This is a genomic window from Pseudomonas sp. 21LCFQ010, assembly GCF_024129905.1.
GTDB lineage: Bacteria > Pseudomonadota > Gammaproteobacteria > Pseudomonadales > Pseudomonadaceae > Aquipseudomonas.
The window spans coordinates 148,511-167,237 of record NZ_JAMYDZ010000002.1 but is presented as its reverse complement, the minus strand read 5'-3'; the positions used below and the strand labels follow the sequence as shown (position 1 = coordinate 167,237).

The following is an 18,727-nucleotide window of genomic DNA, read 5'->3' as shown; positions in this document are numbered from 1 at the left end:
CCGACGAAGAGGCTGGTAAAGCCACAGCAACTGCTGCGAACGCGCTGCCGTCTTCGCGAGCAAGCTCGCTCCTACAACTGACACGCCTCGGGCCTACGGACACAATGGCACCTCTTGCATGGATCGGCTGGCACCCAGCCTGCCCGCTTCGCGCTCCGAAACCCAGGATCGCAAGGTCAGGCGCATCTGCCCGAGCAATATTTCCCGCACCCGCTGCATACGCTCAGAATCGACGCTGTCCCACTCCATGATGCCCAGCATCTGGCGACGCAGGGTACGCATGGCCATGCTCTGACTGTTGAGCGCAAACGCGCGCATCCGGGTGCGCTCGTCGTCAACCGGCAAGCCGGTCAGACGCCCCACCAAACCAGTGGTGACGGCGTTCAGAGGCGCGTACAGCTTTTTGTGCATGATTGCATCGGTGTCGAACATGCCCAAGCCGACCACCTCTCTGGCCATGAACAGATACCAGGCTTCAGCTTGCGGGCTGTCCTGGACAAAGCCGATAAAGCCGCCCAACAGTTGCAGATAAGCCTCGATCAACTGCCCGTCACTGCTGGCACGATTGTGCAGTACAGCTTCGGCATGCTGCACCGCCCCTGCAAGCTGCTCGCGAATCTTCGTGATGATGTCCTCGATACAGGCGTGATACAGCCCTTCCTTGTTGTCGAAGTAATACTTCAGGGCCGGCGCATTGAGCCCGGCCTCACTGGCGATATCGCGGGTGGAGGCGCCTTCGAAGCCACGTTCGCCAAACAGCCGCAAGCCGGTTTCGATCAATCGGGCGCGAGTGTCCGTACCGCGTTGATAGCCACCTCCAGCAGTGCTTTTGTGTCGGGGCATGAGCAATCCTTGTCTGAAAACCTCTTGGAAACATATCGACTGATATGAATGTGCTTGCCGATCATCCTGTCGACCGACCCAGCGCTTGGACTGCCTCGATTGCGCAAAGGTCCATCTGCGGCAAGCCCGGTCGACCGATCCGGCCGCAGAGCCCGATACTATGCGCGAATCATTACACCTCAGGCATGCTACAGGTCACTTCGACCTGCAGCAGTCGGCAAGTCTGACCGGCCTTCAACGGCTGCTGGCATTGCAGCGCGGGTTCCTTTTAGCAAGCCGGGCATGAATCAGTGCAGCTGCGCTTCAACCGCACTGACGTTCTTTCTCTGCAGCAAAATCCTCATCATGCGCCGCGCCCAGTGGGTTCCGGCGGCACGCCAGCGCAGCAACGAAAGCCCCAGCGCCAGCAGGTAGATCTGCGGCAACAGGTACAGGGCGTTGGTCACGGCGTGCAGAGTACCCTGGCGGTTGAACGCGAACTTCAGCCAGCGCCAGTCCGGCCACATTTCGGCCGTCGGATACAAGGCCATGAATACTGCCAGCCACAGCATGCCAGGCACGCCCAGCGTCAGAATGCGCGCCCAGCGCCCCGCCGCCCAGGCCCATAACCGCGGGAACAACAGCGGCAGGCTAAAGCGGTTGAACACGATTGCAGCGCCGAACCACAGCAGCATCCCCACGCCCAATCCCTGATTGGCAGCCTGCACGAGTTGCATGTAGACCCGCTTGCCGACTGTTTGCGGCTCACCGAGCAGCGCCAGGATCCCCAGCTTGCCGGTGCCGGGCTCCGGCAGGCCGGTGAGATAGAAGCTCATCACCAGATACACAACAAACAGCACCGCCGTCAGCGGCAGCGACAGGCCCAGCACGGCAGCAGGCCGCAAGCGGTGGCGGGTGGCGACGATGTGCCGGAAGGTCTCGGCACGCTTGTGCAGAAACTCCAGCCCATCCTCCGGATCAATGATGCCTTGCAGCACCGGGGTGGTCTGGTCGATAGGCCGCTGTTGCTCGTTCTCGGCAATCAACTGGCGGGCGATCTTCGAACTGGAGGCCCGCTGGATGGCCTGGATGTCCGTCGTGTCCTGCATCGAGGCCAGCAGTTTCTTGAAATTGCCATTGAGCACGCCGTCGAGGTACAGCGGGATCGGCGGCAGCCCCACAAAGCGGCAGGTCCCGGTGCTGCCCTCATGGGACACCTCGGCCTCGGCGGCCGGTACGTGACCGGTCGCGGTGAATAGCCGTGGGTCCGGGTGATCCGCCTGGGCCTGGTCGACGACAAACACTGCCGCGTTGTTGGGGCCATTGACCGACTCGCCAATCACCGGCTCCAGCCAGTCGGCGCTGAGGTTGCGCCAAGCGTAATGGACCTGCAGATCGACATGCACCTCAAGGCGGTACTCGTGAATCAGTTCACCGGCCCCCTCGCACGGCGCGCAGCGCACCTGGCCCTGGTCGCACGCCGTGCAGCGCACCACGCCCCGGGCATTGCAGTCCGGGCATGGCGTGGTGCGCTGGCCCTGGCATTTGTGGCAGCGATCGGCAGGCAGCAGCCCGCCCTGACAACTGCAACGGTGATTGCCGTACTGGCCGGTCCCGCCACAGTAACCACAGCGACGCCGCTCGGGCTCATGGCCGGTGCCGGAGCAATAGTGGCAATGCAGATGACAGCCGCCCCGGCAACGAGCGCAACGCACTTCGGCATGCCCGGCGCAGGCGCTGCAGTGCACCACGCCGTGGCCGTTGCAGTCAGTGCACTGCTCACGGGTGCAGAAACGCTCGGTATCGACCGTCAACAGGACTTGGCCTGGCCTGCGGTAGTGGTCGACGTCGTTGCTCAGATGCTGGTAGATCAGCGGCCGGAAATGGCCCGGGTTAGCCAGCAACCGTTCACGCCGGGCCTGCAGCACCTGGTCCAGATAATCACGGTTGCAGTGTTCGCCCGTCAGTTGCCGAACCCGCCGCGAGGCCACCTGGCAACTGAGGGTCGAGGTGACGGTGTAGGTGACATCGGCCCTGTGTGGCCGGACCGCTGCGACCGTGAAAGGGGCCGCTGGCGCGACCCCGAAAGCATCCTGCGCCCTGGCGCGCAGCGCTGCGGCAATGGCATTGTCCGTGATGACCTGCATATTCATCCTTGATCCCGGTTGACGGCCGCACACCTTCGGTACGCAATCCGGACGCTTTGTCACTTGGGCGTAGAAAAAATTCCTCGCAAGAGTGCCGACTGCTTCACATAACTGCCGGTCAGCCAGGCTTGCGCTCGCTCTGTTCAGTGTTCAGTGCCGCCAGCGCGACCCGGCCTGCGGCCAGATCCCAGGCACCGGTTCCGACACTCTTGAACACCGCCGGGCGGGTAACGGCTTGCGGGCTGCGCAACGCCGCAGCCAATGAAATGACGGCTGACCAATCGACCCCCGCGCGCAGCAAATCACCTGCCTCGACATGCGCCCCTGCCGGCTCATCAACATAGATCGCACTGCCATCGAGCGTGAGCTTGCCGATTTCGGCCATTTCCGGCTTGAACGCCCCCACGCCAATGACCAACCGGCCAGCGCGGGCCACCTGGTTATAGATCGGCTCCAGGCTGGTGGTCAGCGTAATCACGACCTGCACCTGGTCCGGTACATCGGCCGGGCAAGGCTCAAGGTTGGCGCCCTCACTGCAGAAGGCCAGGACCTGCCGGGCGTCACGCCCTTTAACCCGGATTCGCGCATCGGGATATACGGCATTGAGGGCTTGAACGTGATAGCGCGCCTGCACACCGGTGCCGTACAGCAGAATATCGGTGGGCGGATCAGGCAACAGGGTACGGATCGCCAACAGGCTGACTGCCGCCGTGCGCCGCCCGGTGACCTCCGGGCCGTCGAGCAGGCAGCGGATACGCCCGGTCGCGGCGTCACACACACTCACCGTGCCATGAATCGACGGCAGTTGCTGCTGCGCGTTATTGGGGTGCACATTAACCAGTTTGTGAATACCGATATCGGCCGCCGTGGCCGGCATGCTCAGCATCACCCCGCAGCCCATCGGCACCACCAGACGTTCGGGGCTGAGAATCTGACCGACCTCCAGCTGCTGCGCAGCCTGCGCGATGGCCTGGACCAATGCCGGGAAGGCCAGCAGTTGCGCCGTGCGCTCGCGGTCACAAACGATGACGGCGTTGCCATCGTCAGTTGCAGTTGCCGGGTTGCTCATCGAAATCCTCGTCGTCTGTGCCAATGGGGTGCCGATTACCGAAACCGGCCTTCAGGGTGCCAGCCACTCCTTGCGCCAGCCCCGCGCCAGCCGGCTGAACCGGGCGCGCTGGTGGTAGCTGCCGGAAAGATCCAGCCACTCTACCCGGTCCACACTCACCGTCACGATACAGAAATGCTCGTCGCTGTCAGACTCTGGCTCTTCGCTCCAGGCTTCGGCGGGATCGTCCAGCACCGTGCCCGGCGGGCAAAAACGATTGAACAACTGTTTGCTCTGCGGCTTGAGGGTGTTCCAGATTTCGCGTTTGCGTTGCGGGTCAAACTGCACGCTGGCCCGGCCTTCCAGACGCAATTGCACATTGCGCTGGCCGTCGAAGGCCGATAACGCCACGAACGGATTGCGTAACAGCTCCTGGAATTTGTTCGAGCGGCGATCAATCCAGAACACCAGGGTTGCATTTTGACCGTCGGCTTCACGCAAGATGATGCTGCGCGAGCGGGGGCAGCCATCCACCCCCAGGGTCGCCAGTTGCAACAGCCGAAACGGCTGAGCACCCGCCTCCATGGGGGTGCTCAGTTCGCCCCAGATGCGATGTAGCAGGTCATAGAGCATCCATGGCCTCCACTGCGGGGGGTGGGCAGCCGCCACCCCGAGAAATTCAAATGCTGCGCATCAGCCCGCCATCCACGCGCAGGCTTTGTGCGGTGATATAGGCTGCACCCTCACTGGCCAGAAATGCAACGGTTGCCGCCACTTCTTCGCTTTTGCCGTAGCGTTGAAGGGGGACAGCGTCACGGCGTTCGTCGGTTTGCGGCAGGCTGTCGATCCAGCCCGGCAACACGTTGTTGATGCGAATATTGTCTTTGGCGTAAGTGTCGGCAAACAGCTTGGTGAACGCCGCAAGCCCTGCGCGCGCCACCGCCGATGTCGGGAACATCAACGCCGGCTCATCGACCCAGGCCGTGGAGATATTGATGATCGCGCCGTTGTGCTGTTGCTGCATGATCGGCGTCACCAGGCGAATGGCCCGCACGGCGTTGAGCAGATACACATCGACCCCCTTGTGCCAGTCCTCGTCGCTGATTTCCAGCAGCGGCGCGCGTGGGCCGTGGCCAGCGCTGTTAACCAGCACATCGATACGCCCCCACTGCTGCATCACCCGATCCACCAGGCGCTGCATGTCGGCGCTGGACTGGTTGCTGCCGGTCACGCCAACCCCGCCCAGCTCTTGCGCCAGCGCCTCGCCCTTGCCGGACGACGAGAGAATGCCGACCTTGAAACCATCGGCCGCCAGACGTCTGGCCGATGCCGCTCCCATACCGCTGCCGCCGGCCATGATGATTGCCACTTTCTGTTCAGTCATGCTGTCGCTCTCCGGATAGTCATCAAACTCTGAGCGTCAGCCTAGCACCGCGCCTTGCCGGCAGAGAGTCAGCAGAACACGCACAAGCCGATAGTTTATCTACTGCCTTATCGCCCTGGCCTGCTCGCGCAACCAGGCCAGTACGGTCAGCAAGGTAGCGGGCTCACGCGCATGGCGCGGCCAGACCAGATAGAAACCGGTGTCCATCGGCAGGCTCTGTTCGAGCACCTGCACCAGCCTCCCGGCCTCCAGATCATCCTGAATGAACGCCCGGGTCACCAATGCCAGGCCCTGCCCGGCCAGCGCAGCATCCACTGCCAGCGAAGTGCTATTGAAGCGCAGGTTCTTCGCCGCGCCTTGCAGCGGCTGGGCAAACACATGGGCAATAAACTGCGGCCACAGGTTATGGCCGTCGTGCAGCCACAGGTAACGCTGCAACTGCGCCAGGTCTGCCGGCTGGCCCAGTTTGTCGAGCAACGCCGGGCTGCCGACCACAATAATGCTCTGTGCCACCAGCAATTCGGTATTGAGCCCTGGCCCGAACGGTGGGCGTCCGTAACGCACCGCCACATCGACGCCATCAGTGTGAAAGCGCGACAACCGCTCGGTGGCCAGCACCCGCAGGTCGATATCCGGATACGCTTCGGTAAACAACGCAATGCGCGGGATCAGCCAGCGCGAAGCAAAGCTCGGTGGCACGCTGACGGTGAGGTGGGCGGTGTCCGGGCGCAGCGCGTGCGTGGCTTCGACAATCAGTTCCAGGGCGCGGCGAATACTGGCGCCATAGCGCAGTCCGCCATCGGTCAACGCCAGGCCACGCGGCAACCGGTCGAACAGTTTCACGCCCAGGCTGGTTTCCAGACCACGAATCTGCTGCGCCACCGCCGCCTGGGTTACCCCCAGCTCATCGGCGGCCAGACGAAAATTCAAGTGCCGCGCCGCCACTTCGAAGGCACGCAGGGCATTGAGCGACGGTAGCGAGGACAAAGCATCCGACATGGTAGAAAAACGTTCTGCAGGGCGACTGCTGACACGCTACCACAACAGCCCGCCAGCGGAGTCTCTGGCCTTTGATTACATCCGTATAGCCAAAGGCTTACACGCGCTGGCGAATAATTGCTATTTGCCTGCCAGCGTGATGAGCCTATATTTGGATCCAACCACTGGCGAACAGGATGCTCGCCAGGATCAGGGAGGATCGACCGTGAAAGGATACTGCCGACAGGGAGTTGGAATGGTCTGGGACAAAAAACCCGCTTCGGCGGGTTTTTTATTGCCCGCAGAAAAGTGCCTGAAACAATCTGGCACTCCACCGCCATCGTTAATTATTCCACCTGACGCAATAAAGAACTGCCCACAACGCCTATTCCGCTAAAAACCCCGGTATTCCAAACTGACCACACGGCTCGGGACTCTCCCCGCCCCGCTCACTCAGGAACCGGACCATGAAACTCTATCACCACCCGCTGTCAGGCCATGCGCACCGCGCCGTATTGTTCGCCGCGCTGCTGGGCGTGCCCCACGAACTGGTCGAGGTCGATATCAAGGCTGGCGGCCTGCAGCATCCCGACTTCCTCGCCTTGAACCCGTTCGGCCAGATCCCGGTGCTGGTGGATGGCGAACGGGTGATTGCCGACTCCAATGCCATTCTGGTTTATCTCGCCAAGAAGGCCGGGCGCAGCGACTGGCTGCCGGAAGATGCGCTGGGCGCGGCGCGGGTGCAGCGCTGGCTGTCGGTGGCCGCCGGCGAGCTGGCCTACGGACCCTGTGCAGCGCGGCTGATCACGGTATTTGGCGCCGCCTTCAATGCCGAAGAGGTCATCAACCGCGCCCATGTGTTGCTCAAGCGCCTGGAACAGCATCTGGCGACCCGCGACTGGCTGGCCGCCGAGCATCCGACCATTGCTGACGTTGCGATCTACAGTTATCTGGCCGGCGCACCGGAAGGCAACGTCGACCTGTCGGGCTACCCCGCCGTTGGTCGTCTGTTGCAGCGTATCGAAGCGTTGCCGGGCTTCGTGCCATTCACGCAAAGCCCGATCGGGCTGCGCGCCAACGTTTGACCCTGCCTGCTGCGCCTATCGGAGACGCGATCATGACCACCACACCCACCTTGCCGACCTGGCACGCGGGCGAAAAACTCATCCAGCAGCAGCTGGGTGTCGCTGAACGCATGGAAGAAGTGGGACGTCGTGTGGTGCGCGACTTCATGCCGGACCAGCATCGCGCCTTCTATGCGCAGTTGCCCTTCGTGGTGCTGGGCAGCGTGGATGCTCAGGGCAATGCCTGGGCCACGATGCTGGAAGGTCAGCCGGGCTTCATGGGCTCACCGTCCGCCAGCACACTGAACATCGCCGCACAACCCGCCGCCGCCGACCCGGCCGGCCAGGGCATGACCGACGGCGCAGCGGTGGGCCTGCTGGGCATTGAGCTGCACACGCGGCGGCGCAACCGGCTCAATGGCGTGCTCGGCACCACTGCTGCCGGCTTTCAACTGACGGTCGGCCAGAGCTTTGGTAACTGCCCGCGCTACATCCAGCTGCGCGATTTCAGCTTTGACCGTGATCCGGCAGCCGCCGATAGCGCTCAGGCCCAGCGGCTGACCGAACTGGACGTGGCGGCGCGCGCATTGATCGAGAATGCCGATACTTTTTTTGTCGCCTCCTACGCCGACCAGGACGGTCAACGCCAGGTCGATGTCTCGCACCGGGGTGGCAAGCCAGGCTTCGTGCACCTGGACGCTGACGGGAAGCTGACCATCCCGGACTTCAACGGCAACCTGTTTTTCTCCACCCTCGGTAACCTGTTGCTCAACCGCCAGGCCGGGCTGTTGTTCGTCGACTTTGCCAGCGGTGATGTGTTGCAAATGACCGGCGAGGCCGAGGTGATCTTCGACTCACCCCGGATTGCGGCCTTTCAGGGCGCCGAGCGGTTATGGACCTTTCGCCCCCGGCAGATCGTGCGCAGGGCCGCGGGCCTGGCGCTGCGCTGGAGGTTGCAGGATGACGCCTGGGCTGAGAGTTCGTTGCTGACCGGCGATTGGCAACAGACCGAACAACGCCTGCGCGCCGCCGAATACGCGACCCGCTGGCGAGCGCTGCGGGTGACGCGGGTGACTGACGAGAGCGCGTCGATCCGCTCGTTCGAGTTGCAACCGCTGGACGGTGGCGGGCTGTTGCCGCACCTGGCCGGCCAGTACCTGCCGATCCGGGTGCAGATACCGGGCACTGAAGCACCGTTGATCCGCACCTATACCCTGTCGGTCGCGCCGTCGGACGGCCATTATCGGATCAGCGTCAAGCGCGATGGCCGGGTGTCGGGCTACCTGCATGATCATCTGCGCGAGGGCGACACCCTTGAAGCCCGCGCACCGGCTGGCGACTTCACGCTTGATCCAGCCAGCGAACAACCGCTGGTGCTGCTGGCCGCCGGGGTCGGTATCACGCCGATGCTGGCCATGCTCCGCCACCTGGTCTATGACGGGCTGCGTCGCCAGCGATTGCGCCCGGTCACGCTGCTCTATGCGGCGCGCAGCAAACACGATCGCGCCTTTGACCGCGAGCTGGCCGAATTGACCCACGCCGCGAAAGGCTCGGTAAAGCTGATCCGGGTGCTGAGCGATACCGGTGCTGCCCAAGCCGGCATCGACTATGAAGCCCATGGACGCATCGACATGGCGCTGCTCAGCCAGGTGCTGCCGTTTGGCGATTACCAGTTCTACCTGTGCGGCCCTGCCGGCTTTAGCCAGGCGCTGTATGACGGGCTGCGCGGCTATGGCATCGAGGATGAGCGCATCCATGCCGAAGCGTTCGGCCCCGGCTCGCTGCAGCGCAGCACACAGCAGTCTGCCAACGTCCCTGCCCGGCTGCCGCCGGCGACCACGCCGGTCAAGGTGATGTTCATGAACTCACAAAAAGAAGCGCGCTGGCAGCCCGACTCCGGGACCTTGCTGGAGTTGGCCGAGGCACGTGGCCTGGCACCCGAGTTCAGTTGCCGTGAGGGGCATTGCGGGACCTGCCGCACCCGTGTGCTCAAGGGCGATGTCACGTACCTCAAGGAGCCTCAAGCAACACTCAAGGACGATGAAGTACTGATCTGCTGTGCGGTTCCGGCAGATCAACACACCCCCATCCAGCTTGCGCTATGACCTGTTCCATCCCATCAGGAGTTCAACCATGTCCCGTCCACCGCTGCCACCGTTCAACGAACAGACCGCCATCGAGAAAGTCCGCCTGGCCGAAGATGGCTGGAACAGCCGCGACGCCGCCAAGGTCGCGCAGGCCTATACCCTCGACACCCGCTGGCGCAACCGCGTCGAGTTCGTCAGCAACCGCAGCGACGCCGAAGCCTTTCTGACCCGCAAGTGGAATCGCGAGCTGGAGTACCGGCTGATCAAGGAACTCTGGGCCTTCAGCGGCAACCGCATCGCGATGCGCTATGCCTATGAGTACCGCGACGACAGCGGCCAATGGTTCCGCGCCTACGGCAACGAAAACTGGGAATTTGCCGAAGACGGTCTGATGCGCGAGCGCCATGCGAGCATCAACGAACAACCGATCAGCGAAGCCGAACGCAAATTCCGCTGGCCACTGGGACGCCGCCCGGACGATCATCAAGGTTTGAGCAGCTTTGGTTTCTGAGCCTGCTCGCCCCCCTGAGCTGCGATAAGGAAGACCGATGGACCGTTGGCAAGCGATGCGCGTTTTTGTCAAAGTGGCGGAAACTCAAAGCTTCGCCAAGGCCGCCCGCCTGGTGCACATGAGTGCACCGGCGGTGACCCGCAGTGTTGCGGCGCTGGAAGAACTGATCGGCGCCCGGCTGTTCGTGCGCACCACCCGCTCGGTGAAAACCACCGAAGCGGGTCAGCGCTACCTGGACGATTGCCGCAGGATTCTCAGCGAGATTGCCGAAGCCGAGGCATCGGCCGCCGGGCACTACGCCGAGCCTTCCGGCACCCTGGCGATCACTGCACCGGTGATGTTCGGCCAGATGCACGTATTGCCCATCGTGACCGCCTACCTCGATACCTATCCCGGCATGCGCGCCAGAACCTTCTTCATCGACCGCCCGGTCAACATCGTCGATGAGGGCATGGACGTGGCGATCCGCATCGGCCACTTGCCCGATTCAGGCTTCACCGCGATCCAGGTCGGCACCATGCGCCGGGTCATCTGCGCGTCGCCCGCTTATCTGCAGCGCCACGGCACCCCGCTGACGCCTGCCGATCTGAAGGAGCACCGAATCGTCGTCTCCGACAGTGCCTGGTCGTCACCGGAATGGCGCTTCGCATCCGCACAGCGTCTGCTAGTCACGCCCGCCTTGCAATGCAACACCAACGAAGCAGCGATTGCCACGGCCAGGGCCGGCTGGGGCCTGACCAAGATCCTGCACTACCAGATCGGCCCGGCGCTGCGCGAAGGCAGCCTGGAGATCGTGCTGAGCGACTTCGAAGAACCGCCAGTGCCGGTCTATGTCCTTTACGCACAAGGCCGCCACGCACCGGCCAAGGTGCGGGCGTTCGTGGACATGGCGGTGGCGCAGTTGCGAGGTCATCCACTGTTCAACTGACTCTGCCAGGATCGCAAGACCGTGGCTGACAAACGGATAGCCAAAGGCTTACACGCGGCAGAGAACAATTGCCATTTGCTCCGCCCGACGACAAGCCTATATTTGGATCCAACCACTGGTGAACAGGGAGCTCACCAGGATCAAGGACGATCGACCGTGAAAGGATACTGCCGACAGGGAGTTGGAATGGTCTGGGACAAAGAACCCGCTTCGGCGGGTTTTTTATTGCCTGCAAGATGGCGCGCAAGGCCATCCAAGAGGATCATCGGGCGCTGCGAGCAATAGGCTCGTCCGTCCGAATTGAAGTTGCCGGCCAGCCGATGTCCTCTAATGAGAGCCAGCAAGAAACTTGCTCATGTCCTGCGTCCCTTGTGCGATGTTCAGTCACGGCCTGCTAACTCTTCAGCAACTCAGACAGTGTTTTTAAATCACTGCATGTTTATCGATGTACGAAATTTCATACACATCGCTCAAAAAGCCCCTACATCACAGCGCGTCTCGCCCCCCTTTGCAGCGGCGTCGCTACCCAAAAAAATCGAACGTGCAGCACACCGCTGCCCAATGGAGGAAAACCACATACTTTCTATCCGGGAGGGTACGTCATGAACTACAGTGCATTCGCAGCGACCTCTCTGCCGTCTTTTGTGATTACCCGTGCGTTCCCTTTGCTCGGTATTTCCACACTTTTCTCGCTGATTGCTTATACCGCCCCCGACGCGCTGGCGATCGTTTCTTACACGATTGCATTTTTTTCTATTATTGCTGCGACGATACCGGTGCTGCTATCCACAGTCAGCAACACCGTAGCAAGGATCAAAATAGACGCTGAAAAAATGGATGAGTTTTTCTCAGGCGGTTTTACCCTTTCGCTGGCGTTGGGCTTCATCGCTTGTTTGCTGTGCACCATTGCCTTGGCGATCGTTCTTCAGCTGCCGAGCGCCGAGATTCTAGGCAGTGCAACCCTGGTAAATCTATCGATCATTTATATTCCGGCCGCCACGCTTCTGCCAATCAACATCTTCTTACAGTCATTTTCCGAGGCGACCGGCAAAGCTCAACAATCGGCCAAATTGAAAACCCTGATCACGATAACCGGCATCATTTATCTGACCGCATCATTTTCTTGCTGCCCGCCAGAGCATTTTAAATACTACGCACTCGCTTACTTTCCGGTTACAGAAACGCTGTCACTCATCAGCTTTTTGAGCATCAACAAGGGCTATCGTCGCTTTTCAGTAAGCAACGCAGCCTGTGTGGCCTCTCCATTACTAAAAAAAGGGGCGGCCATTGCCGGAGGAATGATCGGGCAAAAAATATATTTCTTTCTAGTCGTGGAGCGGCTTGCAGCTACAAACTTAAGCCTCAACAAAGAGCTATCCGTCACGATGAGCATCATCACTCTGCTGACCATTCCGTCTCTGGCATTCAGTCAGGTGCATAGCATTTACACAAGCTCAGAGCTTTCAAAGAAAAAAAGCAACTACCGTCACGGACTGATCTGGACCGCCGCGCTTAGCACGACAATCACAGTCATAATCATTTTTACCGGCGAAAAAATCTTCAGCCTCTACAGTAACAACTCCGTCATCTATGATAAAAGCCTTGCATGGAGCCTCATAACCTTCACGAGCTGCAGCGCTTTCCTGGCACTTGCAACAGGACACTTAAGAGCATTGAACCGCACCACCGCTCCACAATTAATAATCAACGCTCTTATGCTGGGAATGTTGATACCCATCGTCTACGCCATTAACTGGGATTATGAAAAAATAACATTACTTCTTCACCTACAGGCCTCAACGCTGGCACTGGCTTTTTTCATCCTGCACAGCCGAATCATTTCATTACAGAAGGCTAAACCTGTCATTGCTCCAGTTCGCCCCCCTCAACGGACAGTCCCGTGATGCTCCCAACCATCCAGGCAAGAAGGCATTGGCTGGCGTGTTTTCATTGATTGCCCTGACATCTCTCCCGCCCGAATCCATGGGGCGGGAAAGACTCAAGGTGATAGTGCAATGTCAGAGGTACTTCAACCAGGCAATATCCCGGCGCCGCGCCTTTAGCGTCGCGAACCAGCGCACCGCCGGGAACAGCGCCACGGCCAGCAGCACTGAGGCCAGCCACACCGCGCCCATGCCGTCGAAACCGAAGTACTTGCCCTGATTGGTGCCCCATAGCGCCACGGCCATCAGGTAGAGGACTTTCAGCACGTACAGGTGCAGCAGGTAGAAGAACATGGGTGCCGCGCCAAAGATCACCAACGGTTTGAGCCAGGCGCGCTGCTGCCAGCGTTCGAAGGCGATCAGGATCAGCAGGCCGATGCCCAGGGTCAGGCTGATGAACAGCAGCGACGGCGGGTATTTGGTGATGTTGAAGAAGCTCATCAGCGTCTGCACGCCGGTTTCGCCAACGCTCCAGGGTTTCTCGCCATAACCGTTGAGCAGACGCAGCAGGACAAACAACGTCAGCAGGCCCAGGCCTGAGAACAGCAGCTTGCTGCGCCGGCTGGCGGCGTCTGCCTGGCTGGCAAACCACGGGCCGGCGGCGTAGCCCAGCGCGATAACGCCAATCCACGGCAACACCGGATACGAGGTCCGCAGGCGCAGGTCTTGGGCGACCTCGATCCAGCCACGGTCATGCAGGATTGCCCACGGTACATGCAGGGCCGACTCGATACCGAAGTGCAGGCCGTCGAGCAGGTTGTGACCCGCGACGATCAGTACCCCGAGGCCGATCAGCGCGGCACGCGGCAGGTAGACCAGCGCTGACAGGGCAATCATGCTCAGGCCGATGGCCCAGATCACCTGCAGGTAGATAACCGAAAACGGGAACTGGAAGGTCCAGGCGAAGTTGACCAGGGTGAACTCCAGCACCACCAGAAACAGACCGCGCTTGAACAGAAACGCCGACACATCACCGCGCCCGCTGTATTTTTCACCGAACAGAAACGCTGACAGGCCGGTCAGAAACACAAACAACGGCGCACACAGGTGCGCCAGAGTCCGGCTGAAGAACAGCTCCGGAGCGGTGTTGGCGACGTCCATCGGGTCGCCGACCTGGCGATGCAGAAAGAAGGTTTCGCGCACGTGGTCCAGAAGCATGAAAAGAATGATCAACCCGCGCAGGGCGTCGATCGAGCGCAGTCTTGAAGCTGGCTTGGGGGCAACAACGGTGGTCATGAAGCGGTGATGTCCGTGGTAAGGGGTGGTGTGTGATGCCGTGTGGTTTACCCAGGAGCAGCCGGGCGGCGTGAAGTTCTCGCGGCTCAAGCCGCAGCTACAAATGATCGCGCTGATGCCGCTCGCGCAGCTCCTGGCGCTCTTTGGCCTCAATGCACAAACTGGCCGTGGGACGCAGCAGCAGGCGTTTCAGACCGATCGGTTCGCCGGTCTCGGCGCACCAGCCGAACTCGCCACGGACCAGCCGCTCCAGTGCCTCGTCGATCTTGTCGAGCAGTTTCTTCTCGCGTTCCAGCACCCGCAGTTGCCACTGGCGCTGCTCTTCGGCGGCGCCAATGTCAGCCAGGTCGCTGGCGGGTTGGTATTCTCGCAGGTCGATGAACTCGCTGGAAATCCGTGTTTGCAGTTCAGTGCGCTGGCTCATCAACAGTTCACGAAAGAACGCCTGCTGAGTGCCATCCATGTAGCGCTCGGCCGGCTGGGCCAGCAGTTCCTGTTCAGTCATGGCAATGCCCCCCGAGTCATCAGAATTCGTTTTGCAGCGCCTTGTAGCCGCGCACCAGATCGATATTGGTCCGCGCGACGTCCTCCGAGAACTCCGAGGCCGACACGCTGACCGGCGGAAATTGACGGAGGTCGGTGGCCGGGCCGATGCGCGTGGTGGACGGCACGTAGAAACTGGCCGGCAGGTCGCGGCCATCGACCACCGAGTTGTGGCGCACCACACTGCCGTCGCCGACCTTGCAGTTAAACAGCACGCTGTTGAAGCCAATGAACACCCGGTCGCCGACTTCACAGGGGCCGTGAACAATCGAGCGATGGGCGATGGAGCTGTATTGGCCGATGGTCACCGCCGCCCCGGACTTGGAGTGGATCACCACGCCGTCCTGAATATTGGAATTGGCACCGATGACGATCGGCTCCATATCGCCGCTGGCATCCACCTCGTCGGCGCGGATGACCGCGTAAGGACCGACGAACACGTTGTCGTGGATGATGACCTTGCCGCAGATGATCGCGGTCTTGTCGATGTAGGCTGACTCGGCAATGACCGGCAGGTGGCCGGACGGGTTCTTGCGGATCACACGGTTATCCTCAGCTCAGGTAGTTGGAGGTCTGGGCCACCGCATCGTGGGGATGCAGGCTTTCCAGGTGGCGCACGCTGACGCTGGAGGCGGCAAAGCGCCCTTCCAGGGCCTGCTGGATCTTGCGCGCGGCGTCTTCGACATACATCAGGTTCTGCCCGTTGAGGCGCGCAAAGGCCTGCTCGTCGGCCCGTTTGACCGCGGTCTGCACCGGGGTACCGAGGGCACGCTCGGTGGTGTCGATCAGTTCCATCAGGCGCAGGCCGTCAGCCTGCTCGGGAATACGCACCTGCACCCGCGCCACACTGCGCTGGCTGTGCGGGGTGGCGTGGGAGCCGTTCTCGCGCAGCCATACCGCCACCTCGCCCGGGTCCAGCGCGGCCTGGCCGGCAAAGCGGGTGCGAAACGCCTCTTCGAGCAACTGCCGCGACAGCGCCGCCGAGCACGGGCAGGTCGATGAATAGGTCACCTCTACGGTCACGTCCAATTGCAGACGGCCTTTGCTCCAGACCGCTTCGAGCGTGGCCGGATAGGACTTCCAGCCGCTCAGGCCCGCTGTCACCAGCGCCGGGCGACGGCACAGCAGGCTGAAGGCCAGACGCAACCGGGCGCGGCTGGAGCGACAGTCGGCATGACTCTCGACCATCGCTTCGAGCAGCGCGTACACGCTTTGCACCGTCAGGGTCTGATGCTCGGCAAAGCCATCGAGCAAGCGATACAAGCGCGACATGTGAATGCCTTTGACGCTCGGATCGGCAAGCTCGACCTGCACGTCGGCACTGGCATGCAGTGGGTACTTCTGGCCGGGTTCATCCAGGCGCAGGGGCAGTTCGATGCCCTGCATGCCCACCCAGTCCAGAGGCATCAGAGCGGCGGAGATTTCAGTGAGGGCTACGTCGGGGAGGGAGCTGGTCATGATGGCGTACGTCTCGTTCAGGCCAGAGTTTACTCGGGCATCGGCCTGGGCCTGGCAAATTTGAAACAATATAACATCAAATTTAACAACCAAGTCACGCACTATCTTTTTCGCCTTTTCCTGCTCTCGTTCGCAAACGACCGGGTTAGACAGGTGCGCTGCGAATCACAGCCCGGCATACTGCCCGCCCTCAGTGCCTGAAACTCATCAGAAGGAACCGTGCCGTGGCCGTTATCCAGGCGATCCTGCCCATTTTCCTGTTGATCGTACTCGGCTACGGGCTGGGCCTGCGCAAGGTGATCGCCGGTGAAAATGCCAAGGCGCTGAGCACCCTGGCGTTCAAGCTGTTCATGCCCATGGTGCTGTTTACCGGGATGATCAAGGCACCGCTGCACGAGGGGCTGGACCTCAGCGTGCTGGCTGCGTATTTCGTACCGGCGCTGCTGATCTTCATCCTGATCAATCTGCTGAGCCACCGCTGGAGCCAGCGCCCCACGCCATTCGGCCTGACCGCGAGCTTTTCCAACAACATCCTGATCGGCATTCCGTTGGTAGGCTCGCTGTTCGGCCCGCCGGGGCTGTTGCTGCTGTTCACGGTAATCTCGATCCACAGCCTGCTGCTGTTCAGCTTCCACAGCCTCTACGAAACCGTTACCGGCTCGGCGGCGTTCAACGCACGCTCGCTAATTGCCAGCCTGGCCAACCCGATCATCATCGGCCTGTTGGCCGGCATGGCGGTCAATCTGTCGGGTTTGCATCTGCCGCTGTGGGCCGATCAGTTGAGCAACTGGCTGGCCCAGGCCGCCCTGCCCTGCTCGTTGCTGGTGCTGGGCGCCAACCTGTCCGGCTACCGCCTGACCCCGACCCGTGAGGCGCTGAGCATCACCTTCGCCAAACTGGTGCTGATGCCGCTGCTGGTGCTGTTGGCCTGCGTAGTGCTGGGTATCACGGGCATGCCGCGTGCGGTGCTGGTGCTGATGGCCGCAGGACCCAGCGGGGTGAATGTGCTGGCCTTCGCCACGACCCAGCAAGACCGCCAGAAGACCAGCTCGGCGATTGCCCTGACCACACTGCTGTCGGTGGTGACCTTACCGCTGTGGATGGGGCTGGCGCACGCGCTGTAAGGAGCCGTTGCCCGGCCTTTGTATCGCATTCCCCATGCAGTGCGTTACTCCGAAGAGCGTGGCGGTATGCCCAAAGCCCCATCAACTGATGAACTGGCAGTTCTGATAGCGGTGTTAGCGTCAGCCACTGACGATAATCACTCAGGGCATCGCGACCTGTGCCAATGACCTGCATGCCTCATGACGACTCACCTGATCTCAAGGACCGATATCATGACCCTGTTTCGCACGATCTCTGCCAGCCTCCTGCTTTCAGCAGCGACCACCCTGGCCTCTGTTTCTGCATTCGCAGGAGAGGCTGCGCCAGCCCTTAAAAAGCCAACCGCAAACGAATGTATTCATGAGTTGAAAAAATGGCCGTCAAAAAAAACCGGCGAAAAGATCAATATCTCTGGCAACTACCCTGAGTACGAGCTCACTCAGATCCCAAGCCTTGAAGCCTCCCGGAACTTCACGACCTGCATTGATTTAGCGATCGGCCCGCCGCTCACCGAGTCGGAAGCCAGACGGCTCGAACATCCATATACCAATGATGGCAACGGCTTTCTGCGTATTACCAACCCGTCGGGGCACACCCTATACCAAGACTTCGTCCGAACATCATTCCAGGGCGTGAAGTTCTTCTACACCGACAACTATCAGCGCAAATATTTATTTGATCTTGATAATGCAATCGCCTACGAAATGAAGCGCATAGCCCTGGACGGAAGCATCGAAAGTCAGGGCCGCTGGAACGGCAATTACATCGAAGACCCGCGCATTCGTGGCTGCCGGAACTCATATGGAGACCCTTGCGGCACCCAGTATCAACTGTCCATAGGCGAAGGCAACGTCCCCTTCTATCAGCCAAAGCAAGATGTCGAGATAGGTCAATAAGGCGTAGCGCCTCCAATGTATGCCAAAAGCTGCCCCACGCTGCCCTGCAACGCCCCGGAGTTATCCAGCAGTCGTACATCCGGCGCTTCGGCCAACAGTTCACTGGCAAAGCGCGCATTGCGCTGCAAGCGCGCTTCGATTTCGGCCAGCGGCTCGCGGCCTCGGGCCAGCAGGCGCTGGCGCAGGATGTCAGGATCGACGGTAAGCAGGATCGCCAACAGATCGGGGTAGCGTTGCCGGGTGGCGTGCAGGTGGCCGCGTGAGCCATTGACCAGTACATCGTTGCCGGCCGCCAGCCACTGGTCTATTTCGATGGGGATGCCGTAATGCAGCCCATTGGCTTGCCAATCCAGGGCAAACGCGCCTTGGGCCTTGAGGTGCTGGAACTGCTCGACACTGACTGCCTCGGCGGCCTCGCCCACCGCTTCGGCAGAACGGGTGATGACCCGGCGTACTACCTTACAGCCGCGTGCTGCCAGGCTATCGCGGGCGGCATCGAGCAAACTGTCCTTGCCGGAGCCGGACGGCCCGATGAGATAGATCAACCTGCCCGGCATGCCCTGTCCTCTTGTACGATG

Annotated in this window: 19 protein-coding genes; 8 read left to right on the top strand and 11 right to left on the bottom strand. The window is 61.2% G+C overall.

Features of this window, described 5'->3' with window-relative positions:
- Positions 1–93: 93 nt before the first annotated feature.
- From NJC38_RS03570 to NJC38_RS03545, 6 genes are all read right to left on the bottom strand, one after another.
- Positions 94–843, bottom strand: a complete 750-nt coding sequence (locus tag NJC38_RS03570) for a CerR family C-terminal domain-containing protein (protein WP_253111649.1) — start codon at positions 841–843, stop codon at positions 94–96.
- A gap of 287 nt (positions 844–1,130) precedes the next feature.
- Entirely contained in the window at positions 1,131–2,969 is a 1,839-nt protein-coding gene (locus NJC38_RS03565; RefSeq protein WP_253111647.1) for a hypothetical protein, read from the bottom strand.
- 118 nt (positions 2,970–3,087) lie between these two features.
- Complete coding sequence (gene lhpI / locus NJC38_RS03560) at positions 3,088–4,038, bottom strand: bifunctional Delta(1)-pyrroline-2-carboxylate/Delta(1)-piperideine-2-carboxylate reductase (RefSeq protein ID WP_253111645.1); 951 nt, start codon at positions 4,036–4,038, stop codon at positions 3,088–3,090.
- A 51-nt stretch (positions 4,039–4,089) separates the two neighbouring features.
- Positions 4,090–4,650: a pyridoxamine 5'-phosphate oxidase family protein gene (locus tag NJC38_RS03555; RefSeq protein ID WP_052483541.1), complete on the bottom strand. Its 561-nt coding sequence runs from the start codon at positions 4,648–4,650 to the stop codon at positions 4,090–4,092.
- Between the two features lie 46 nt (positions 4,651–4,696).
- Positions 4,697–5,401, bottom strand: a complete 705-nt coding sequence (locus NJC38_RS03550; RefSeq protein WP_045492563.1) for an SDR family oxidoreductase — start codon at positions 5,399–5,401, stop codon at positions 4,697–4,699.
- A gap of 99 nt (positions 5,402–5,500) precedes the next feature.
- Positions 5,501–6,400 (bottom strand): LysR substrate-binding domain-containing protein, encoded by a 900-nt coding sequence (locus tag NJC38_RS03545; RefSeq protein WP_253111636.1) that lies wholly within the window; start codon positions 6,398–6,400, stop codon positions 5,501–5,503.
- Between NJC38_RS03545 and NJC38_RS03540 the strand changes: the two genes are divergently transcribed.
- The 6 genes from NJC38_RS03540 to NJC38_RS03515 all read left to right on the top strand — a co-directional run bounded on the left by NJC38_RS03540 (position 6,399) and on the right by NJC38_RS03515 (position 12,873).
- Entirely contained in the window at positions 6,399–6,776 is a 378-nt protein-coding gene (locus NJC38_RS03540) for a hypothetical protein (protein WP_253111634.1), read from the top strand. The genes NJC38_RS03545 and NJC38_RS03540 overlap by 2 nt on opposite strands.
- 70 nt (positions 6,777–6,846) lie before the next feature.
- Positions 6,847–7,464, top strand: coding sequence for a glutathione S-transferase family protein (locus tag NJC38_RS03535; RefSeq protein ID WP_253111633.1), 618 nt, complete (start codon positions 6,847–6,849; stop codon positions 7,462–7,464).
- A gap of 32 nt (positions 7,465–7,496) precedes the next feature.
- Positions 7,497–9,548, top strand: a complete 2,052-nt coding sequence (locus tag NJC38_RS03530; RefSeq protein WP_253111631.1) for a pyridoxamine 5'-phosphate oxidase family protein — start codon at positions 7,497–7,499, stop codon at positions 9,546–9,548.
- 28 nt (positions 9,549–9,576) lie between these two features.
- Positions 9,577–10,041 carry a DUF1348 family protein gene (locus tag NJC38_RS03525; protein ID WP_253111629.1) on the top strand — a complete coding sequence of 155 codons (465 nt, stop codon included), beginning with the start codon at positions 9,577–9,579 and terminating at the stop codon, positions 10,039–10,041.
- 37 nt (positions 10,042–10,078) lie between these two features.
- Positions 10,079–10,969: a LysR family transcriptional regulator gene (locus NJC38_RS03520; protein WP_045492580.1), complete on the top strand. Its 891-nt coding sequence runs from the start codon at positions 10,079–10,081 to the stop codon at positions 10,967–10,969.
- A 602-nt stretch (positions 10,970–11,571) separates the two neighbouring features.
- On the top strand, positions 11,572–12,873 hold the full coding sequence (locus NJC38_RS03515; protein WP_253111627.1) for a hypothetical protein: 1,302 nt from the start codon (positions 11,572–11,574) through the stop codon (positions 12,871–12,873).
- A 114-nt stretch (positions 12,874–12,987) separates the two neighbouring features.
- On the opposite strand, the gene NJC38_RS03510 is transcribed toward NJC38_RS03515, so the two are convergent.
- The 4 genes from NJC38_RS03510 to folE2 all read right to left on the bottom strand — a co-directional run bounded on the left by NJC38_RS03510 (position 12,988) and on the right by folE2 (position 16,149).
- Positions 12,988–14,148 carry a DUF1624 domain-containing protein gene (locus NJC38_RS03510; RefSeq protein WP_253111620.1) on the bottom strand — a complete coding sequence of 387 codons (1,161 nt, stop codon included), beginning with the start codon at positions 14,146–14,148 and terminating at the stop codon, positions 12,988–12,990.
- Between the two features lie 97 nt (positions 14,149–14,245).
- A complete protein-coding gene (dksA, locus tag NJC38_RS03505; protein WP_045492589.1) occupies positions 14,246–14,653 on the bottom strand; it encodes an RNA polymerase-binding protein DksA in 408 nt (135 codons plus the stop codon).
- A gap of 19 nt (positions 14,654–14,672) precedes the next feature.
- Positions 14,673–15,233 (bottom strand): carbonate dehydratase, encoded by a 561-nt coding sequence (locus NJC38_RS03500; RefSeq protein WP_253111617.1) that lies wholly within the window; start codon positions 15,231–15,233, stop codon positions 14,673–14,675.
- A 10-nt stretch (positions 15,234–15,243) separates the two neighbouring features.
- Positions 15,244–16,149, bottom strand: a complete 906-nt coding sequence (gene folE2, locus NJC38_RS03495) for a GTP cyclohydrolase FolE2 (protein WP_253111615.1) — start codon at positions 16,147–16,149, stop codon at positions 15,244–15,246.
- A 224-nt stretch (positions 16,150–16,373) separates the two neighbouring features.
- On the opposite strand from folE2, the gene NJC38_RS03490 reads away from it, so the two are divergent.
- Positions 16,374–17,273, top strand: coding sequence for an AEC family transporter (locus NJC38_RS03490; RefSeq protein WP_253111613.1), 900 nt, complete (start codon positions 16,374–16,376; stop codon positions 17,271–17,273).
- A 213-nt stretch (positions 17,274–17,486) separates the two neighbouring features.
- A complete protein-coding gene (locus NJC38_RS03485; protein WP_253111611.1) occupies positions 17,487–18,149 on the top strand; it encodes a hypothetical protein in 663 nt (220 codons plus the stop codon).
- On the opposite strand, the gene phnN is transcribed toward NJC38_RS03485, so the two are convergent.
- Positions 18,143–18,706, bottom strand: coding sequence for a phosphonate metabolism protein/1,5-bisphosphokinase (PRPP-forming) PhnN (phnN, locus tag NJC38_RS03480; RefSeq protein ID WP_253111609.1), 564 nt, complete (start codon positions 18,704–18,706; stop codon positions 18,143–18,145). The genes NJC38_RS03485 and phnN overlap by 7 nt on opposite strands.
- Positions 18,707–18,727: the final 21 nt, after the last annotated feature.